16 protein-coding genes are annotated in these 14,618 nt (G+C 36.0%); 10 read left to right on the top strand and 6 right to left on the bottom strand.

Features of this window, described 5'->3' with window-relative positions; all coding sequences use genetic code 11:
• Positions 1–219 precede the first annotated feature (219 nt).
• Entirely contained in the window at positions 220–627 is a 408-nt protein-coding gene (locus tag I600_RS01065) for a hypothetical protein (RefSeq protein ID WP_058102668.1), read from the top strand.
• Here the strand turns inward: I600_RS01065 and I600_RS01060 are convergent.
• The gene (locus I600_RS01060) at positions 610–1,335 is read right to left on the bottom strand and encodes a DUF2461 domain-containing protein (RefSeq protein WP_394364950.1); all 726 of its coding nucleotides are present in this window, start codon (positions 1,333–1,335) and stop codon (positions 610–612) included. The two genes, I600_RS01065 and I600_RS01060, sit on opposite strands and share 18 nt — an antisense overlap.
• A gap of 55 nt (positions 1,336–1,390) precedes the next feature.
• Here I600_RS01060 and epsC point away from each other — a divergent pair, with 55 nt between their 5' ends.
• Both epsC and cysM read left to right on the top strand, forming a co-directional pair.
• Positions 1,391–2,182, top strand: coding sequence for a serine O-acetyltransferase EpsC (gene epsC, locus I600_RS01055; RefSeq protein WP_058102667.1), 792 nt, complete (start codon positions 1,391–1,393; stop codon positions 2,180–2,182).
• The gene (gene cysM / locus I600_RS01050; protein WP_058102666.1) at positions 2,175–3,059 is read left to right on the top strand and encodes a cysteine synthase CysM; all 885 of its coding nucleotides are present in this window, start codon (positions 2,175–2,177) and stop codon (positions 3,057–3,059) included. The genes epsC and cysM overlap by 8 nt, the downstream gene beginning before the upstream one ends.
• 70 nt (positions 3,060–3,129) lie before the next feature.
• Here the strand turns inward: cysM and I600_RS01045 are convergent, their stop codons facing one another.
• From I600_RS01045 to I600_RS01035, 3 genes are all read right to left on the bottom strand, one after another.
• Entirely contained in the window at positions 3,130–3,672 is a 543-nt protein-coding gene (locus tag I600_RS01045; RefSeq protein ID WP_157490824.1) for a hypothetical protein, read from the bottom strand.
• A 191-nt stretch (positions 3,673–3,863) separates the two neighbouring features.
• Positions 3,864–4,958, bottom strand: coding sequence for a magnesium/cobalt transporter CorA (corA, locus tag I600_RS01040; protein ID WP_058102664.1), 1,095 nt, complete (start codon positions 4,956–4,958; stop codon positions 3,864–3,866).
• A 35-nt stretch (positions 4,959–4,993) separates the two neighbouring features.
• Positions 4,994–5,779 (bottom strand): tRNA pseudouridine synthase A, encoded by a 786-nt coding sequence (locus tag I600_RS01035; protein ID WP_058102663.1) that lies wholly within the window; start codon positions 5,777–5,779, stop codon positions 4,994–4,996.
• 105 nt (positions 5,780–5,884) lie between these two features.
• Between I600_RS01035 and I600_RS01030 the strand changes: the two genes are divergently transcribed.
• The 4 genes from I600_RS01030 (at position 5,885) to I600_RS01015 (ending at position 9,330) form a co-directional block, all read left to right on the top strand.
• Positions 5,885–6,319 carry a hypothetical protein gene (locus tag I600_RS01030; protein ID WP_058102662.1) on the top strand — a complete coding sequence of 145 codons (435 nt, stop codon included), beginning with the start codon at positions 5,885–5,887 and terminating at the stop codon, positions 6,317–6,319.
• A gap of 117 nt (positions 6,320–6,436) precedes the next feature.
• A complete protein-coding gene (locus I600_RS01025) occupies positions 6,437–6,919 on the top strand; it encodes a hypothetical protein (protein WP_058102661.1) in 483 nt (160 codons plus the stop codon).
• A gap of 219 nt (positions 6,920–7,138) precedes the next feature.
• The gene (locus tag I600_RS01020; protein WP_058102660.1) at positions 7,139–7,840 is read left to right on the top strand and encodes a response regulator transcription factor; all 702 of its coding nucleotides are present in this window, start codon (positions 7,139–7,141) and stop codon (positions 7,838–7,840) included.
• Entirely contained in the window at positions 7,837–9,330 is a 1,494-nt protein-coding gene (locus tag I600_RS01015; RefSeq protein WP_058102659.1) for a sensor histidine kinase, read from the top strand. Before I600_RS01020 ends, I600_RS01015 begins: the two co-directional genes overlap by 4 nt.
• A 69-nt stretch (positions 9,331–9,399) precedes the next feature.
• On the opposite strand, the gene I600_RS01010 is transcribed toward I600_RS01015, so the two are convergent.
• Both I600_RS01010 and I600_RS01005 read right to left on the bottom strand, forming a co-directional pair.
• Positions 9,400–10,869 carry a MoxR family ATPase gene (locus I600_RS01010; protein ID WP_058102658.1) on the bottom strand — a complete coding sequence of 490 codons (1,470 nt, stop codon included), beginning with the start codon at positions 10,867–10,869 and terminating at the stop codon, positions 9,400–9,402.
• Positions 10,870–10,884: 15 nt separating this feature from the next.
• The gene (locus tag I600_RS01005; RefSeq protein ID WP_058102657.1) at positions 10,885–12,036 is read right to left on the bottom strand and encodes a vWA domain-containing protein; all 1,152 of its coding nucleotides are present in this window, start codon (positions 12,034–12,036) and stop codon (positions 10,885–10,887) included.
• Between the two features lie 544 nt (positions 12,037–12,580).
• On the opposite strand from I600_RS01005, the gene I600_RS01000 reads away from it, so the two are divergent.
• The 3 genes from I600_RS01000 to I600_RS00990 all read left to right on the top strand — a co-directional run bounded on the left by I600_RS01000 (position 12,581) and on the right by I600_RS00990 (position 14,473).
• Entirely contained in the window at positions 12,581–13,330 is a 750-nt protein-coding gene (locus tag I600_RS01000) for a DUF1853 family protein (RefSeq protein ID WP_058102656.1), read from the top strand.
• Between the two features lie 441 nt (positions 13,331–13,771).
• Positions 13,772–14,014: a hypothetical protein gene (locus I600_RS00995; RefSeq protein WP_058102655.1), complete on the top strand. Its 243-nt coding sequence runs from the start codon at positions 13,772–13,774 to the stop codon at positions 14,012–14,014.
• Positions 14,015–14,107: 93 nt separating this feature from the next.
• Positions 14,108–14,473, top strand: a complete 366-nt coding sequence (locus I600_RS00990; protein ID WP_157490823.1) for a hypothetical protein — start codon at positions 14,108–14,110, stop codon at positions 14,471–14,473.
• The last annotated feature ends 145 nt before the right edge of the window (positions 14,474–14,618 follow it).

The raw sequence follows: 14,618 nt of genomic DNA, 5'->3' as shown, positions 1-14,618 counted from the left end.
CAATTTAGCCCATTTTAGAGGTACGATTTATCAATTGTAAATAGAGAGCAATTAATAAGTTTCATATTAATAATTGTTGCTTGACAGAATTATGATAAACAAAATTTTAGGGGTACTTATTTAATACTGTGGTTATTGTTCATAAGAGGTTAAAAACTTATTATACCCCTTGTATATGGATTTTATCTTATACGTACCTTTAAGTAAAATCTATACATAATGGACAGGACACAGAAATTGCAGTCAATTCGACCTTTAATTCCATCTGCCAGAATAGTACCAAATATGAGTGATGATGAACGATTTCAAAATCTTACATTACGTCCCATATTAAAATTACAGAATGATTTATTCCTAGCCTCTTTTCAGAATTATATCAAGAAAATGAAAAATACGTTTTACGAGCTAAAACTTGAAAAACGTTTGGACTATGTTACCAAGGCCATTCAAAAAGACATTAAGTTTAGAAATTCTTTAAAAGGTATGATCATTGGCCAATTTACTGTCGATGAATATGAAATTTATATTCAAAATTCATCTGCATTGAATAAGCGAATGATGAATATGGTGATTAAAAGAATACAGGATCAAATTCAATATTTTGAAAAGTTAGAGCTCGTCCAATAGTGATTCCCCATTTAAATTGGTGGTCAATATACTGCTCATAAGGTCAAAATAAGGTCTTATAGTTTTAAACGCTTGGTCTATTTGCTTGGCAAAATCGTCTGACAGTACCTCTGCATCGGTAAAGCTTTTGGTAAAAATGAATTGTTTTTTACGAATAAATGCAATGTTAGGGTCTTCTTTATCAAATCCCTTAGGTGCTGTCTTAAGCTCATCACCTACCAATGGACCCCATATGTTTTTAAACGAATTGTCTTCGATAATGGCGACCAATTCAGAAATATCTAACTCCCACTCCTTTCTTATGCGTAAAAGGTCATTCTTCTCTGGTGCCCAAAAACCGGTGGCTATAAAACTATTGCCCGGCGCAACTTGCACATAGTAGCCACCACGCCTATGCTTACCAGCTCTAGCAAATGAGGCAGAAAAATGCGTTTTATAAGGAGTCTTGTTCTTGGAAAAACGAACATCCCTATAAATTCTAAATATTTTTAATTTTTCAATTTCATCGTGGGCATTCAATAATTGTAGTACATGATTAAAAAAGCTTTTTACCTGTTCTTGTTCTTTTTGAAAGGTGGATTTATGTTCCGTAAACCACTCTCTATTATTGTTTTCTTTAAGTGCATTTAAATATTGTAAAGTGCTTTTTGTAATATTCGTTTCTAACATACGACCTAACTCTTGTGATTTTAAGCTAAAGTTAACCATTAGATGAGAAGTACTTTTAGTTATTTGGTTAATTTTGATGAACTAATGCAAACTCATGGACCATCGATCTATTATCGAAAAGATTAATACCCACAAGAAGCAACCAAACTTAAGATTTCGATTAAAAAGAAATACTGAAAAGTTTACCGACTTACTTTTTTATACCCTGTTCGATATTGAAACACCGGTAGCGGACAGCTTGGATGAATTGGAGAAACAATTTGATGAACTAGTTGATCTAGCTTGCTGGGAAAGTGAAAAACCCTGTAAAAAGGTTTGGGAGAACTATGTTGAAAAATTACCCTTAGTGTTAGAAAGTCTAAATTTGGACGCAGAGGCTACCGTTAATTGTGATCCTGCCTCATTATCTATTGAAGAGGTGTACATGGCATATCCTGGCTTTTATGCCATATCCGTATATAGGTTGGCACACGAATTGTATAAAACAGGATTTCCATTGGTACCAAGATTAATGACGGAATATGCCCATAGACAAACCGGAGTAGATATTAATCCTGGTGCGCAAATAGGAAAGTCGTTCCATATAGATCACGGCACAGGTGTGGTCATAGGTGAAACTGCAATAATTAAGAACGATGTTAAAATATACCAAGGGGTTACCTTGGGCGGTCTTTTTGTGGCTAAAAATTTACAGAAGACCAAACGGCATCCAACAATAGAAAATAATGTCACCATATATGCCAATGCCACTATTTTAGGCGGAGATACCGTAATAGGTGCCAACAGTATTATTGGTGGTAACGCATGGATAACGGCGTCTGTACCCGCACATTCCACTGTTTTCCACACCCCAGAAATTAAAATAAAAACAATACCCCATGTCTAATTCTTTATTATCGCTCATTGGTAATACGCCTTTGGTAAAATCAAGGGTTTTAAATACCAACCCTAACGTATCCGTGTATTTTAAGATGGAGGGTCATAACCCTGGTGGAAGCGTTAAGGACCGTGCCGCGTATAACATGATCAAAACAGGTTACGATAATGGTGATTTTACAGCAAATGATAAGCTGATTGAAGCTACTAGCGGTAACACCGGTATTGCCTTGGCTATGATTGCCGGAGTATACGGATTGGATATAGAATTGGTAATGCCCGAGAATTCTACGAAAGAACGTGTGCAGACCATGAGAGCTTATGGCGCAAAAGTAACCCTAACTTCTTCTGATGTAGGAATTGAAGGAGCTCGCGATTATGCTGAAAATAAAGTAGCCAATGAAGGTTATAAAATGATGAACCAATTTGGCAATCCAGATAACTGGAAAGCACATTATAAAACAACGGGACCTGAAATTTGGAACGATACCCAAGGTAAAATCACCCACTTTGTATCTGCCATGGGTACAACGGGTACCATCATGGGAACTTCTACGTACTTAAAAGAACAAAATAAGGATATACAAATTGTAGGAGTACAACCAAGTGACAACGCCAGCATACCTGGTATTAGAAAATGGCCTACGGAATATTTACCTAAGATCTTTGATGCTAAAAAGGTAGATCGTATTATGGAGGTCAATGAGATAGAAGCCAAGGAAATGGCAAGAAAATTAGCCAGGGAAGAAGGTATTTTTTCTGGGATGAGTAGTGGTGGCGCAGCTACCGTTGCCTTACGATTAGCTCAAGAAATAGAAGAAGGTATTATTGTATCTATCGTTTGTGATCGTGGTGATCGGTATTTATCATCTAGCCTTTTTGATTAGTTAAACAATAAAGATTAATATAAAAAAAGAGCCGCAAATGCGGCTCTTTTCTATTCATTGTTATAGTGAATTACTTTTCTAACATAGCAGTTTCATTGGGTCTACTATATTCTTCCACCAAAAATTCTAAATTTTCACCGTGTTCGTTGGTAAAAATATAAGTGGTTTTATCGTTCATCATTTTTTTGCTTTTCAAATTGATGTTCTCTACGATTTTTAGATTGTCACCCTCATTCATGGCTACCACCAATTCATTGTTCTTTGAAACCAAAACAAAATCTTCAGGAGTTTTAGCTTCATAACTAAACACTATTTTTTCATCGAAAGCATCGTCTTCGTCATTATCTATTTGAACTGTTTTAATAATTGTGGCTACACTGTCCACTACCCTATCCTGATCTATTTTGCCCTCATCTTCTTTAGCACTTTCAACAGTGTTCAATCGTTTTGTGGTAATCTCTACGGTGTTTTTAATCAACTTTTTTCCGTTGTTCACCGTATAAGATTTAGATATTTTAGTATCTAATACTTCTTGATTCTTCTCTTGCGCCATTAGCGTTCCTGTCATTAAAAGGATTCCCGCTAAAGACATATAAATATTCTTAGTTTTCATATATACATATTAAATGTTACTACTACATTTTGATCACTTTAAAAAAATGTCAAAACCTTATTTGTCCAATACATTGAACAAGGGCAAGATATATGAAACGCTAAGCTACCAATGACCCATAAGCATATTTCTTTAATGGAATACGTATGCTATAGGTAATTCAGTACTTTATAAAGGCAATAGACGCAGGTTTATAACCACTTCTTCTTTTTAAAATAGAACATCATACCTATAAATAGAAGTATCATTACGATCCAAACAACGTAGTAACCATACTTATAATGCAGTTCTGGCATATGGTCAAAGTTCATTCCGTAGATACCGGCAATAAAAGTCAATGGTATAAATATCGAGGCCATAATGGTCAATACTTTCATTACCTCGTTCATTTTATTACTCATATTACTCATGTACATTTCCATTAAACTCATAGACATTTCTCTATAAATCTGTAAACTTTCGTTTATTTCAATGGCATGGTCCAATACGTCTCGTAAGAACAGTTTCGTATCCTTTGTAATCAACGGATTTTCAGAATCTATAAGTCGGCTTATTAGCTCCTTTACCGGAAAAATCCATCTTCTGATCTTAAGCACTTCCTTTTTAAGTAGTTGAATATTCTTTGCCACCACCGGTTCTGGATTAGAATAAACTTCTTCCTCTAGAATTTCAATTCTGTTGTTCAGGTTTTCAATGGCTAAAAAATAATTATCCACAATAGCATCTAAAAGTGCAAAAAACAGGTAATCTGCACCTCTGGTCCTAATGCGCCCTAACTTACCGGTTATACGTTCTCTTAGCCCGTTAAACACATCAGCTTTAACCTCTTGAAATACCAATACGGTATTCTCCAATAAGACCAAGGCAATATGTTCCCCTACAATTTCTTCTTCCTCAGAGATATATAACATTCTAAATATGCCAAAAATATAGTCGTCATATTCATCTACTTTGGGTCGTTGTTCGGTATTTACGATATCTTCTAACACCAAAGGGTTTAGGTTAAAATGCTTACCTAATTTTTCAATAAAGGGCTCATCAGATATACCAACTACATTGATCCAAGAAGTTTGATCTGTTCTTTTTTCCGCAAAAAATGCTTCTAAATCCGTAAACTCTTTGGTCTCATAACCATCGGCATTATAGGTAGTACTATAAATAACACTATCTCCACGCTCCTTATCTCCCATGTAACTTATAGTTCCTGGAGCTTTCCCTAGCTTATTCTGCTGGCGCGATTTTTTCTTTTTTCGCTTTGGGAAGTTGAGCTTCTTATTTGTGGCCATATATAGTATTTTTTATAAATATATTAAACAAACAACTAATTCGTAAAGGTCAGTTCATTAAGAATTAAACCGGAACCAGGTGCAATAGTTTTTAAGACCATATTAGCATCTGAAAGCAAAGAAGCTCTAATATCATCAAGTGACAGTTCCCCTTTGCCCAATTGTACCAATGCACCCATGATCATTCTAATTTGATATCGCATAAAACCCTTGCCCTTAATTCTTAAAACATAACTCTGCTCTGGAAAAAAATTAGCGGTCAACATAGTGTTAGGTTCAATATGGCAAGAATCAATTTTTCTTATGGTTTTGGCATTCGCCTTTAATTCTGCAGTATATACAGAGAAGTCATGAGTCCCAGTGAATAATGTGGAACCTTCTTTCATTACATCTAAATTAAGGTCATGCATATAGTTTGTAATGAACGGGGCACTAAATGGGTGATTTTTGGTTCCAAAGGAAAAGAAATAACAATATTCCTTTGTTTTACTATCCTTAATAATATTAAAATTTGGTTCAACGGCTGATATGGAAAGTAATCTAATATCCGGTGGTAGGTTTTTATTGAAATCAATAACAAAACCATTGAAGTCTTTAATTTCATCATCCACGAACAATTCAAAAGCACCGTCTAATGAAGAAACCTTTGCATCTGTTCTACCGGCACCTAATATTTTAAAATGCTTATCTGGGTATAAGAAAGCATAGGTTTTGTTTAACATACCCGTAATAGTCCGCATTTTTGGTTGCTCTTGCCAACCGTTATATCGAAAACCTAAATATTGTAATCGTACCAAATAGCAAAACTGCTGTTTTTTCATAGCTACAAAAGTAATTACAATTTAGCATGAACTATACAGTTGCTTGTTGTTAATCATTGGGTTTTTATTAAATTGGTCTAAGTAACAAACACTTAGGTTCCCTCTATGATCAATTCAACAGTAAATCCTCCAAGAATTTTCTGGGCAGTTGCTGTTTTTGCCCTTTTTTATAGCATCACTGGAATTCTATCTTTTTTAAGCGAATGTTTTGTTACAGATGAAATTTATAACGTGTTGACAGATGATGAACGATATATCTATGAGAACCGTCCTTTTTGGTTGCTGATCGTATTTGGTGTTGATGTTTTTGCCGGAACTACAGCATCACTATTTCTTCTTCTTAGAAAAATTATGGCTTTTAAATTAGGTTTAATATCCATTATTGCAACGACTATTCAAATACTATATTTTTATTTCTACAGTAATATAAGTGATGTCGTAGGACAAACTAGCATGCAAATGCCTTTGATTATTTTTGCAATCAGTTTTATGTTACTTTTATTTATAAAATATAGTATCATGAAGAGGTGGTTAGCTTAAGGTCAGTAACTTAATCAACAAAGTTAACCGTTCATCGAATTGTTTAAAATAAACGAAAAACATACCCGTTCTTGAAACGAAACTATGGTTCCCCTAAGACCATTTAAACTTAGTTTTATGAATTCTATTAAAGGAATATTGACCTGGAAACGTACTTTAATCGTATCGGTTGCCGTATTGTTTCTATTGAACATTTTTAGTTTTTACGGCTTGTACACCAACAAGTTTTATTTCTTTAAGATTGACAACTACATTTTCCCTTTATTATCCATAATCCATTTGGTCTTTCTGTATGTACTATGGTTTAAAATCAGTGAAAACGAACTAAGTGACCCGCCAATGCGCACTTTAGAATACGTGTTGTATCTTATTTCTTTGGTCTATCTCTATAAATTGGTAGAAACCATTATCATATTATTCAGTTATTCGGATTTTGAAAATCATCTTATTCCAAGTACGTTTTTGCCCCTGGGCTTTGTTATATTATTGCTATACACCGTATTATTATTAGTTACCTTTTTGGCTGTAGTGTACAGAAAAGAAATTGTGGGTACCTATTTGTTCGATGATATGAACCAGCATGTAGATCACTGGAAATAATATAAAATTCTAGATATATTAGCCTCGATAATTTTTATTGGGGCTTTTTTTTTGCTGTCACACATCGCCTTATGGATTCGGTTAATCGGATTTATTCAACTTCTTTGTAATTATTATTGGATTACACGACTCAACACCCAAACCATTACAGTAGATACGGTACTTTTCTGCGTAATGTGATTTTTCTGTGATACTTTTTATCTTAATTCGTTACTCCATATGAAACGTATACTAATTATAGAGGATGACCCCGAAATCATTAAGTTGTTAGAACTTCATTTGTCTGATGTCAGCTATGAAACAACCATGGCTATGGATGGCGATGAAGGACTTCAGCTGGCTTTGCAAAATGATTATGAGCTCATACTTTTAGATTTGACCTTGCCAAGCTTAGATGGTGTTGAAGTTTGTAGAAGACTACGGGCTACCAAAAATACACCTGTAATCATGCTTACCGCAAAGTCAGAGGAAATTGATCGGGTTCTGGGCTTGGAAATAGGCGCAGATGATTATATGACCAAACCTTTTAGCATAAGGGAATTATTGGCACGGATAAAAGCTGTTTTAAGGAGAACTAACGACACCGGTAAAAAACAAGAAGATACTTCCATAATATCAGCGGAGGGTTTAACCATAGATATTGACAAACGTAAGGTCGTTGTGGATGATTATAAAATCGAACTTTCGCCTAAGGAATTTGAGCTATTGGTCTTAATGGCCTCTAATCCTGGTAGAAACTATACCAGAACAGAATTATTGAATATGATCTGGGGCTATAATTTTGAAGGATACGAGCATACGGTAAACTCCCATATCAACAGATTACGCGCCAAAATAGAATCTGATATGGCTAACCCAACCTATATTTTAACAACATGGGGCGTTGGTTACAAGTTTAATGAAGAGATAATGGCATTATGAAGAATGAAAAGACCTTGACCCCTAAACTGGTCAAAAAATTATGGATCGCTTTTATTTTCCTAATTGTTTTAATGGGTGCCTCTTATATTTTTATCACAGGGTATCTTACGCTTAACTACAATGAAGCCATTACCCAGCGCATTAATGCTAACGTTGCAGAACATGTCATCCAGGAAAAATTTCAGAACGATGCCCCTTTTCTTGAAGACGGTAGTGTAAACAAAGCGCTCTTTGGTGATTTAATGCATGATATGATGGCCGTTAATCGCGGTATAGAAATATATCTTTTGAACAATGCCGGTGACATTCTGTATTCCGTAGTATTGGAACATAACGATAACGAACCAATGAAATCGGTTTCCTTAGAACCGATTAATAAATACATTGCATCAAAAGGACAAGAATTTATTTTGGGCGACGATCCTTTGAACCCCAATGAGCAAAACATTTTTTCTGCAGCTCCATTTTCAATAGATGGTCATGAAGGCTATATCTATATTATTGTTGCCGGAAAGCAATTGGCCCTTATAAGTGACAACCTTTTTGGCTCGTATTTTACAAAACTGAGCATTGGTGCCATTTTTCTGACCATGCTTTTTTCGGCTTTAATTGGAGTTCTAAGTATTTGGTTCTTGACCAAAAATTTAAGGTTGATTACACAAACCGTTCGTAAATTTCAAGAAGGCGATCTAGATATTAGAATAGAAAATCCTGAAGAATCCGATATTGAAGTGGTAGCACTTTCCTTTAATAAAATGGCAGACTCCATAGTAGAGAATATGGAGAAAATAAAATCCGTAGATAATTTACGAAGAGAGTTGATTGCCAATGTATCACATGACTTACGTACTCCGCTTGCCGTTTTAAAAGGATATATAGAGACGTTACAGATCAAGAAAGATTCATTGACAGAGGATCAAAAAGACGAGTACTTACAAATAACCCATGCTAACATTGATAAGTTATCCGACTTGATCAATCAACTGTTCGAGTATTCTAAATTAGAAGCAGAACAAGTGACCCCAATAAAAGAACCTTTCTCTATCACAGAACTTTCACACGATCTTATTGCAAAGTTCAGGTTATTGGCAGAACAGAAGCAATTGCATTTAGAATTGGACAATCCAGAGGAGAATTATATGGTCTATGCGGATATTGGTTTGGTAGAAAGGGCATTGCAGAATTTAATAGAGAATGCAATTAAGTACACGGAGCCTCATGGAAAAGTCACTTTGAGCCTTGTAAAAATGGGCAAACAAATAGAAATCAATATTACCGATACCGGTAACGGCATACCTATAAATGACCAACCATTTATATTTGATCGATATAAACAGGTAGATAAAACCACCAAAAAACAAGGGTTAGGTTTAGGCCTTGCCATTGTTAAAAAGATTATGGACTTACATGACACCACTATTGTGGTACTCAGTAAACCATATGAAGGCAGTTCCTTTATTTTTAAATTGCCCGCTTATCAATTGCAATGAGTTTAAATTGCTATGAAAAAGAGAAAGCCCGTTCAAGTTTGAACGGGCTTTTCTATTTTATATGGAATTTTAAATTCCTTTTAAAAAACTACTGTACAGGTCTTTAAACTCATACCCGTCTGTAAAGCGTTGTTTGTTCAATTTTTTGTAGGAAACCAATCCCCATAATAACAACTCTTTTAAGAAATAGGCATCTTTTGCATCAAAATCTGGCTGATGATCTTTCAACAGCTGATTTAATGCAGGAATACTATCCAATGCACGTTTGTATTCCTCATCGGTAAAATCGTCCATCAATTCAAAACCTTCTCCTTGAAAAAACCAGTGCAACAGTTCATCATAAACCGTTTCTTCATCTTTTCGTTCTAGCTTATTGATTTTTGGAAAATACTTCGGAAACAATGTTTTTACCGCATCATCTATCAGGATACCAGCAACAACATCCGCTCCCTCCTGCTCTCCTTCATATACCAATTCTATTTTCCCCGTAATGGCAGGTACAATTCCTAAGAAATCACTTAAACGTACCATGGTATGATCACCACCGTTCAATAAAGACCTGCGCTCTGCGGTACTCAATAAGTTTTCAAAAGCCGTAATACTCGTACGGGCACTCACCCCACTTTTGGCATCTACATACTCACTGTCCCGAGCTTCAAAAATCACTTGCTCCAAAAGGTCTTTTGCAAGATCCGGAACATAAACAGCATCGGTTTGGCGGGCATCAAGCCTGGCTTCTTGTTCCGTAATTTTTCTGGCTATTTCAATATCATCAGGATAATGGGTTAATATTTGCGACCCAATTCTATCTTTTAGTGGAGTTACAATACTACCTCTATTGGTGTAATCTTCCGGGTTTGCCGTGAATACGAACTGAATATCCAAAGGCAATCTCAATTTAAATCCCCTGATCTGGATATCACCTTCTTCCAGAATATTGAACAAAGATACCTGAATACGAGCTTGTAGATCGGGTAACTCGTTGATTACGAATATGCAGCGATTGGCACGTGGAATCATCCCGAAGTGAATTACCCTATCATCTGCATAAGATAATTTTAGGTTTGCCGCTTTTATAGGATCCACATCACCAATTAAATCTGCCACCGTAACATCTGGCGTTGCCAATTTTTCTGCAAAACGCTCACTTTTATGCAACCATGAAATTGGGGTATCGTCCCCTTTTTCTTTGATCAGTTCCATGGCAAATCTAGACATGGGTTTCATGGGGTCGTCATTGATTTCAGAACCTGCTACAACGGGAATATATTCATCTAACAGATTTATCATTAAATGCGCCAAACGTGTTTTTGCCTGACCACGAAGTCCCAATAAATTAATGTTATGTCTAGATAGTATGGCACGCTCCAATTCCGGAATAACCGAATCTTCATAGCCCCAAACACCGGTAAAGGCATCTTCTCCCTTTTTTATTTTATCAATAAGGTTGTCTCGCAACTCATCTTTTACACTTTTGGTTTGGTATCCGGCAGCTTTTAAGGCCCCCAACGTATGTATATTTTTATAATCTAATTTCATAGTATTCCTTTGGTCTTATTTCAATCTTTTTTTTCTGTTTGCTTCGTAATCTTCAAATATCATTTCACCCAACCCTTTTAATCCTGTGAAAAATGCCTTGCCCTTGTTGGCTTCCGTAAAATGGCGAATAAACTGCATGAGATATGGATCTTGGGCAATCATAAATGTGGTAATGGGTATATGCAACTTACGTGCTTGGCGTGCCATGTTGTAGCATTTTTCCACAATAAAATCATCTAGCCCCACACTGTTTTTATAATACGTACCGTCTGGCATGCGCAAACAACTTGGCTTACCATCGGTGATCATAAAAATCTGTTTATTGGTATTACGCTTTCTGCGTAGCATATCCATGGCCAGTTGTAATCCGGCAACGGTATTAGTGTGATACGGACCTACTTTTAAGTACGGTAAATCTTTGATGGGTATGGGCCAGGCATCATTACCAAAAACCAAAATATCCAATGTGTCTTTTGGGTATCTGGTGGTAATCAATTCTGCCAATGCCATAGCCACCTTTTTGGCGGGCGTAATACGGTCTTCGCCATACAGGATCATACTATGGCTAATATCAATCATAAGAATGGTGCTCATTTGTGCTTTATGCTGGGTATCTTCTACTACCAGATCATTTTCGCTCAATTGAAAACTACCTACACCATGATTAATTTGGGCATTTTTAAGACTCTCGGTCATAGATATGTTTTCTAGACCATCGCCGTAACGGTATTCCCTCAGGTCGCCCGTGTGCTCATCTCCTTGTCCGGATTTACCTGTTTTATGGTTACCTGCACCACTACGTTTTAACTTTCCAAAAATTTGGTCCAATGCACGCTGACGAATAATACGCTCCATTTTTGCGGTTATGGAAATATCTCCGCCGCCAGAACCTTCTTCCCCATCTTCACCGTCACCACCGCCATCCTTAAACTCTTCGCGTATATACCCTTTCGCCTTTAGATCTTCAATAAAATCGTCAATGGTGTAGTCTTCGGTAGTCAGTTCATATTCCTTGTCCAGCTCACGTAACCAGTCTATGGCTTCGTCAAAATCGCCAGAAGTATGTGTGATCAGCTCCTGAAAAATATCAAAAAGCTTATCAAAAATCGATTGTTCGGGTGCTTCGTACGTTTCAAAGCGAAACCCTTTTCTTTCATTCATAGCCATACTATAAAATTAACACTTTTACCTTGGATGCCCACGGCTTTTGGGAAATGTTAACTTATTTGGTTGTTCGTTGTTGGTTGTTGGTTGATGGTTGTTCGTTGTTCGCTGGTCACCGAACGCAATACGCTGTTCGCTTTTTTCTTTAGGATAGTTGCTGACGAAAAGCGAATAGCTTACGGCGATTAGCGCTTGGCATAAAAGAATTTATATTTGCGAGGAGCTTTTTAGCGAGGAAACAATCTATTTGTTTCGAGAACTCAAGATTCAATTATTATGCAGATAAGCTATATGTGCACAGCGCGTAGCGAAAAGCGACCGGCGCAAAGCGTATAGCGTATAGCGTATAGCGTTTAACATGCAACGTTTTGCGCGTAGCGTTTTAAAAAGTAACTTCGGCTACGCTCAGTTACCGGTATTTAGCAACACTATTTACAAACAACGGACAACCGAGCACCAACAACTAAAAAGGTAAACCATCGACCAACAAGCAACAACCATCAAACAGATACAAGGCTTTTTAAGCACTCCACCGCTTTGGGAAGGTGTGCAATTTGGCGTTTCTCAGTTTCAGTTTCCTGAGGTGGCGGTAGACAGTTTTGTGGTTAGTGAAATACCGGAAAAATTGCGTTTGGGACATCAAATGGAATTTGTGTGCAATCAGTTATTAGAGGCAAGTAATGCGTATGATGTTCTCCTGCACAATTTGCCCATACGAGAGGAAAAACGAACTATTGGTGAAATAGATTTTATTGTTCAGGAAACCGCTACAAAGCAGCTAATTCACATAGAATTGACCTATAAATTCTATCTGATCGACACCAATATTAAAGAACCCATACACCAACTCGTAGGTCCTAACCGACGCGATGCCTTTTATGCCAAGCTAGAAAAGATAAAAAACAACCAATTTTCATTGATTCACACGCTTATTGGGCGCTCCGCATTGTTGGAAAAAGGAATTGATACCGGAAACATGACGCAGCAAGTTTGCTATAAAGCCCAGTTATTTCAACCTTATTCAAGTTACACATTATCCATTGCACCGTTAAACAAAAATTGTATTATAGGCTATTGGTTACGCTTGGCAGCATTTCATACGGCTGACTTTACACCACATACATTCTATATCCCCACCAAAAGCGAATGGGTTTTGCACCCTACAGACAACGTAGCATGGCGCTCACACAAAGAAATTATTATAGCTATTACAGAACGCCTAAAAAACAACAGTGCACCCATGGTTTGGATGAAGAAAAACAACACGTTTGAGAAGTTCTTTGTGGTATGGTGGTAAGCAAAACTTCTTAGTTTAAACACACAAATGCCTGTTAATAATTGTTGATAGGTCTTTTTTAATGTGAGTGGGAATTAGATTACTTTTATAGGTAAAATATGTGCAATTGTGTGCATATACAATTGTTACCAACTATTTGAAAAATTTAGGAACAACAACTAATGAAAGTTTTTAATTCAATAAGTACATTCACAAGCATAACAATATTGCTAATTATGTACTTTAATTTTCATGATGTAGAATCAAGTTATGGAAAAGCAATTTTGTGGATTTATTTTTCTATCCCAACTGCATTAATTTGTGGAATATTATTAATTGTGACAATATTTTTGGGAATAACTAGTAAGAAACTTTTTAAGTTATTTACACTTATAAACATTGTAACAATATGCCTAGCGGGAACTTCACCTTTATGGATAACTTAAAAAAAATCAAACTCGAATGAAATTAAAAAAAGATGGACTTCTGATTTTGGTTGCGCTAATGGACCTTACTCAAACGCAATCGTTACGGATGGACTTCCTAATCGAATTGAATAAAATAATAAAACTTACTCGGATGCAAGAAAAACAGTTGGTAACAATGCCTAAACGTAATACGGGCTTTTGGGCTAAACCGAAAGGTCTGTGTATATTTATAATGTCGCTAAATCTTTGGGATTTAGCTTTGGACAAGAAAAAATAAAACTAAACCAAAAGCTTTAGCTTCGTGCTCAGACGGAAACAAATAGTTTCCTTACCCCCGAACTACGCTTAGCCGAAGCCGTTAGCTCTAATTATGAAAATCTTCACGACATTAAAAATCGTAATTTGGATTTCAATAATGGTTTTCTTTATAGGCTGTAAAAATGAAATTAAATTTGACTCTGCCGAATGGAATAAAAATGGAGTGGATTGGCAAATAACGGAATATAGAGAAAAAATGGTTTCAGACTTAATAAAAAGCGACACTCTAATCGGACTTGATAAAATCAGCGTGATTGAAGTGCTCGGAAAACCTGAAATTGAAACAGAGAAAAAATTAAAATATTTAGTGCGTGAAAAATATGAATGGAACATTGACCCGGAATACATCAAATATTTATGGGTGATATTAGACGAAAATGGAATCGCAACTAAATGTTATGTGGAAAAAACAAAATAATTGAGCTAACAAAGCCTATAATTAATGCGGTCTTGTGTCTTATTTGTGAGGTTCGTTTATTTTAATAATGTCGCTAAATCTGTTGTATTTCGCTTTGACTAGAAAAAAGAAAAAACAAAACAAAAAGATTTCGCTATGTGCGTGG

This window comes from Maribacter dokdonensis DSW-8 (assembly GCF_001447995.1).
GTDB classification, from domain to species: domain Bacteria; phylum Bacteroidota; class Bacteroidia; order Flavobacteriales; family Flavobacteriaceae; genus Maribacter; species Maribacter dokdonensis.
The sequence above is the reverse complement of the archived record's forward strand: the minus strand, read 5'-3'. Positions and strand labels throughout refer to the sequence as shown.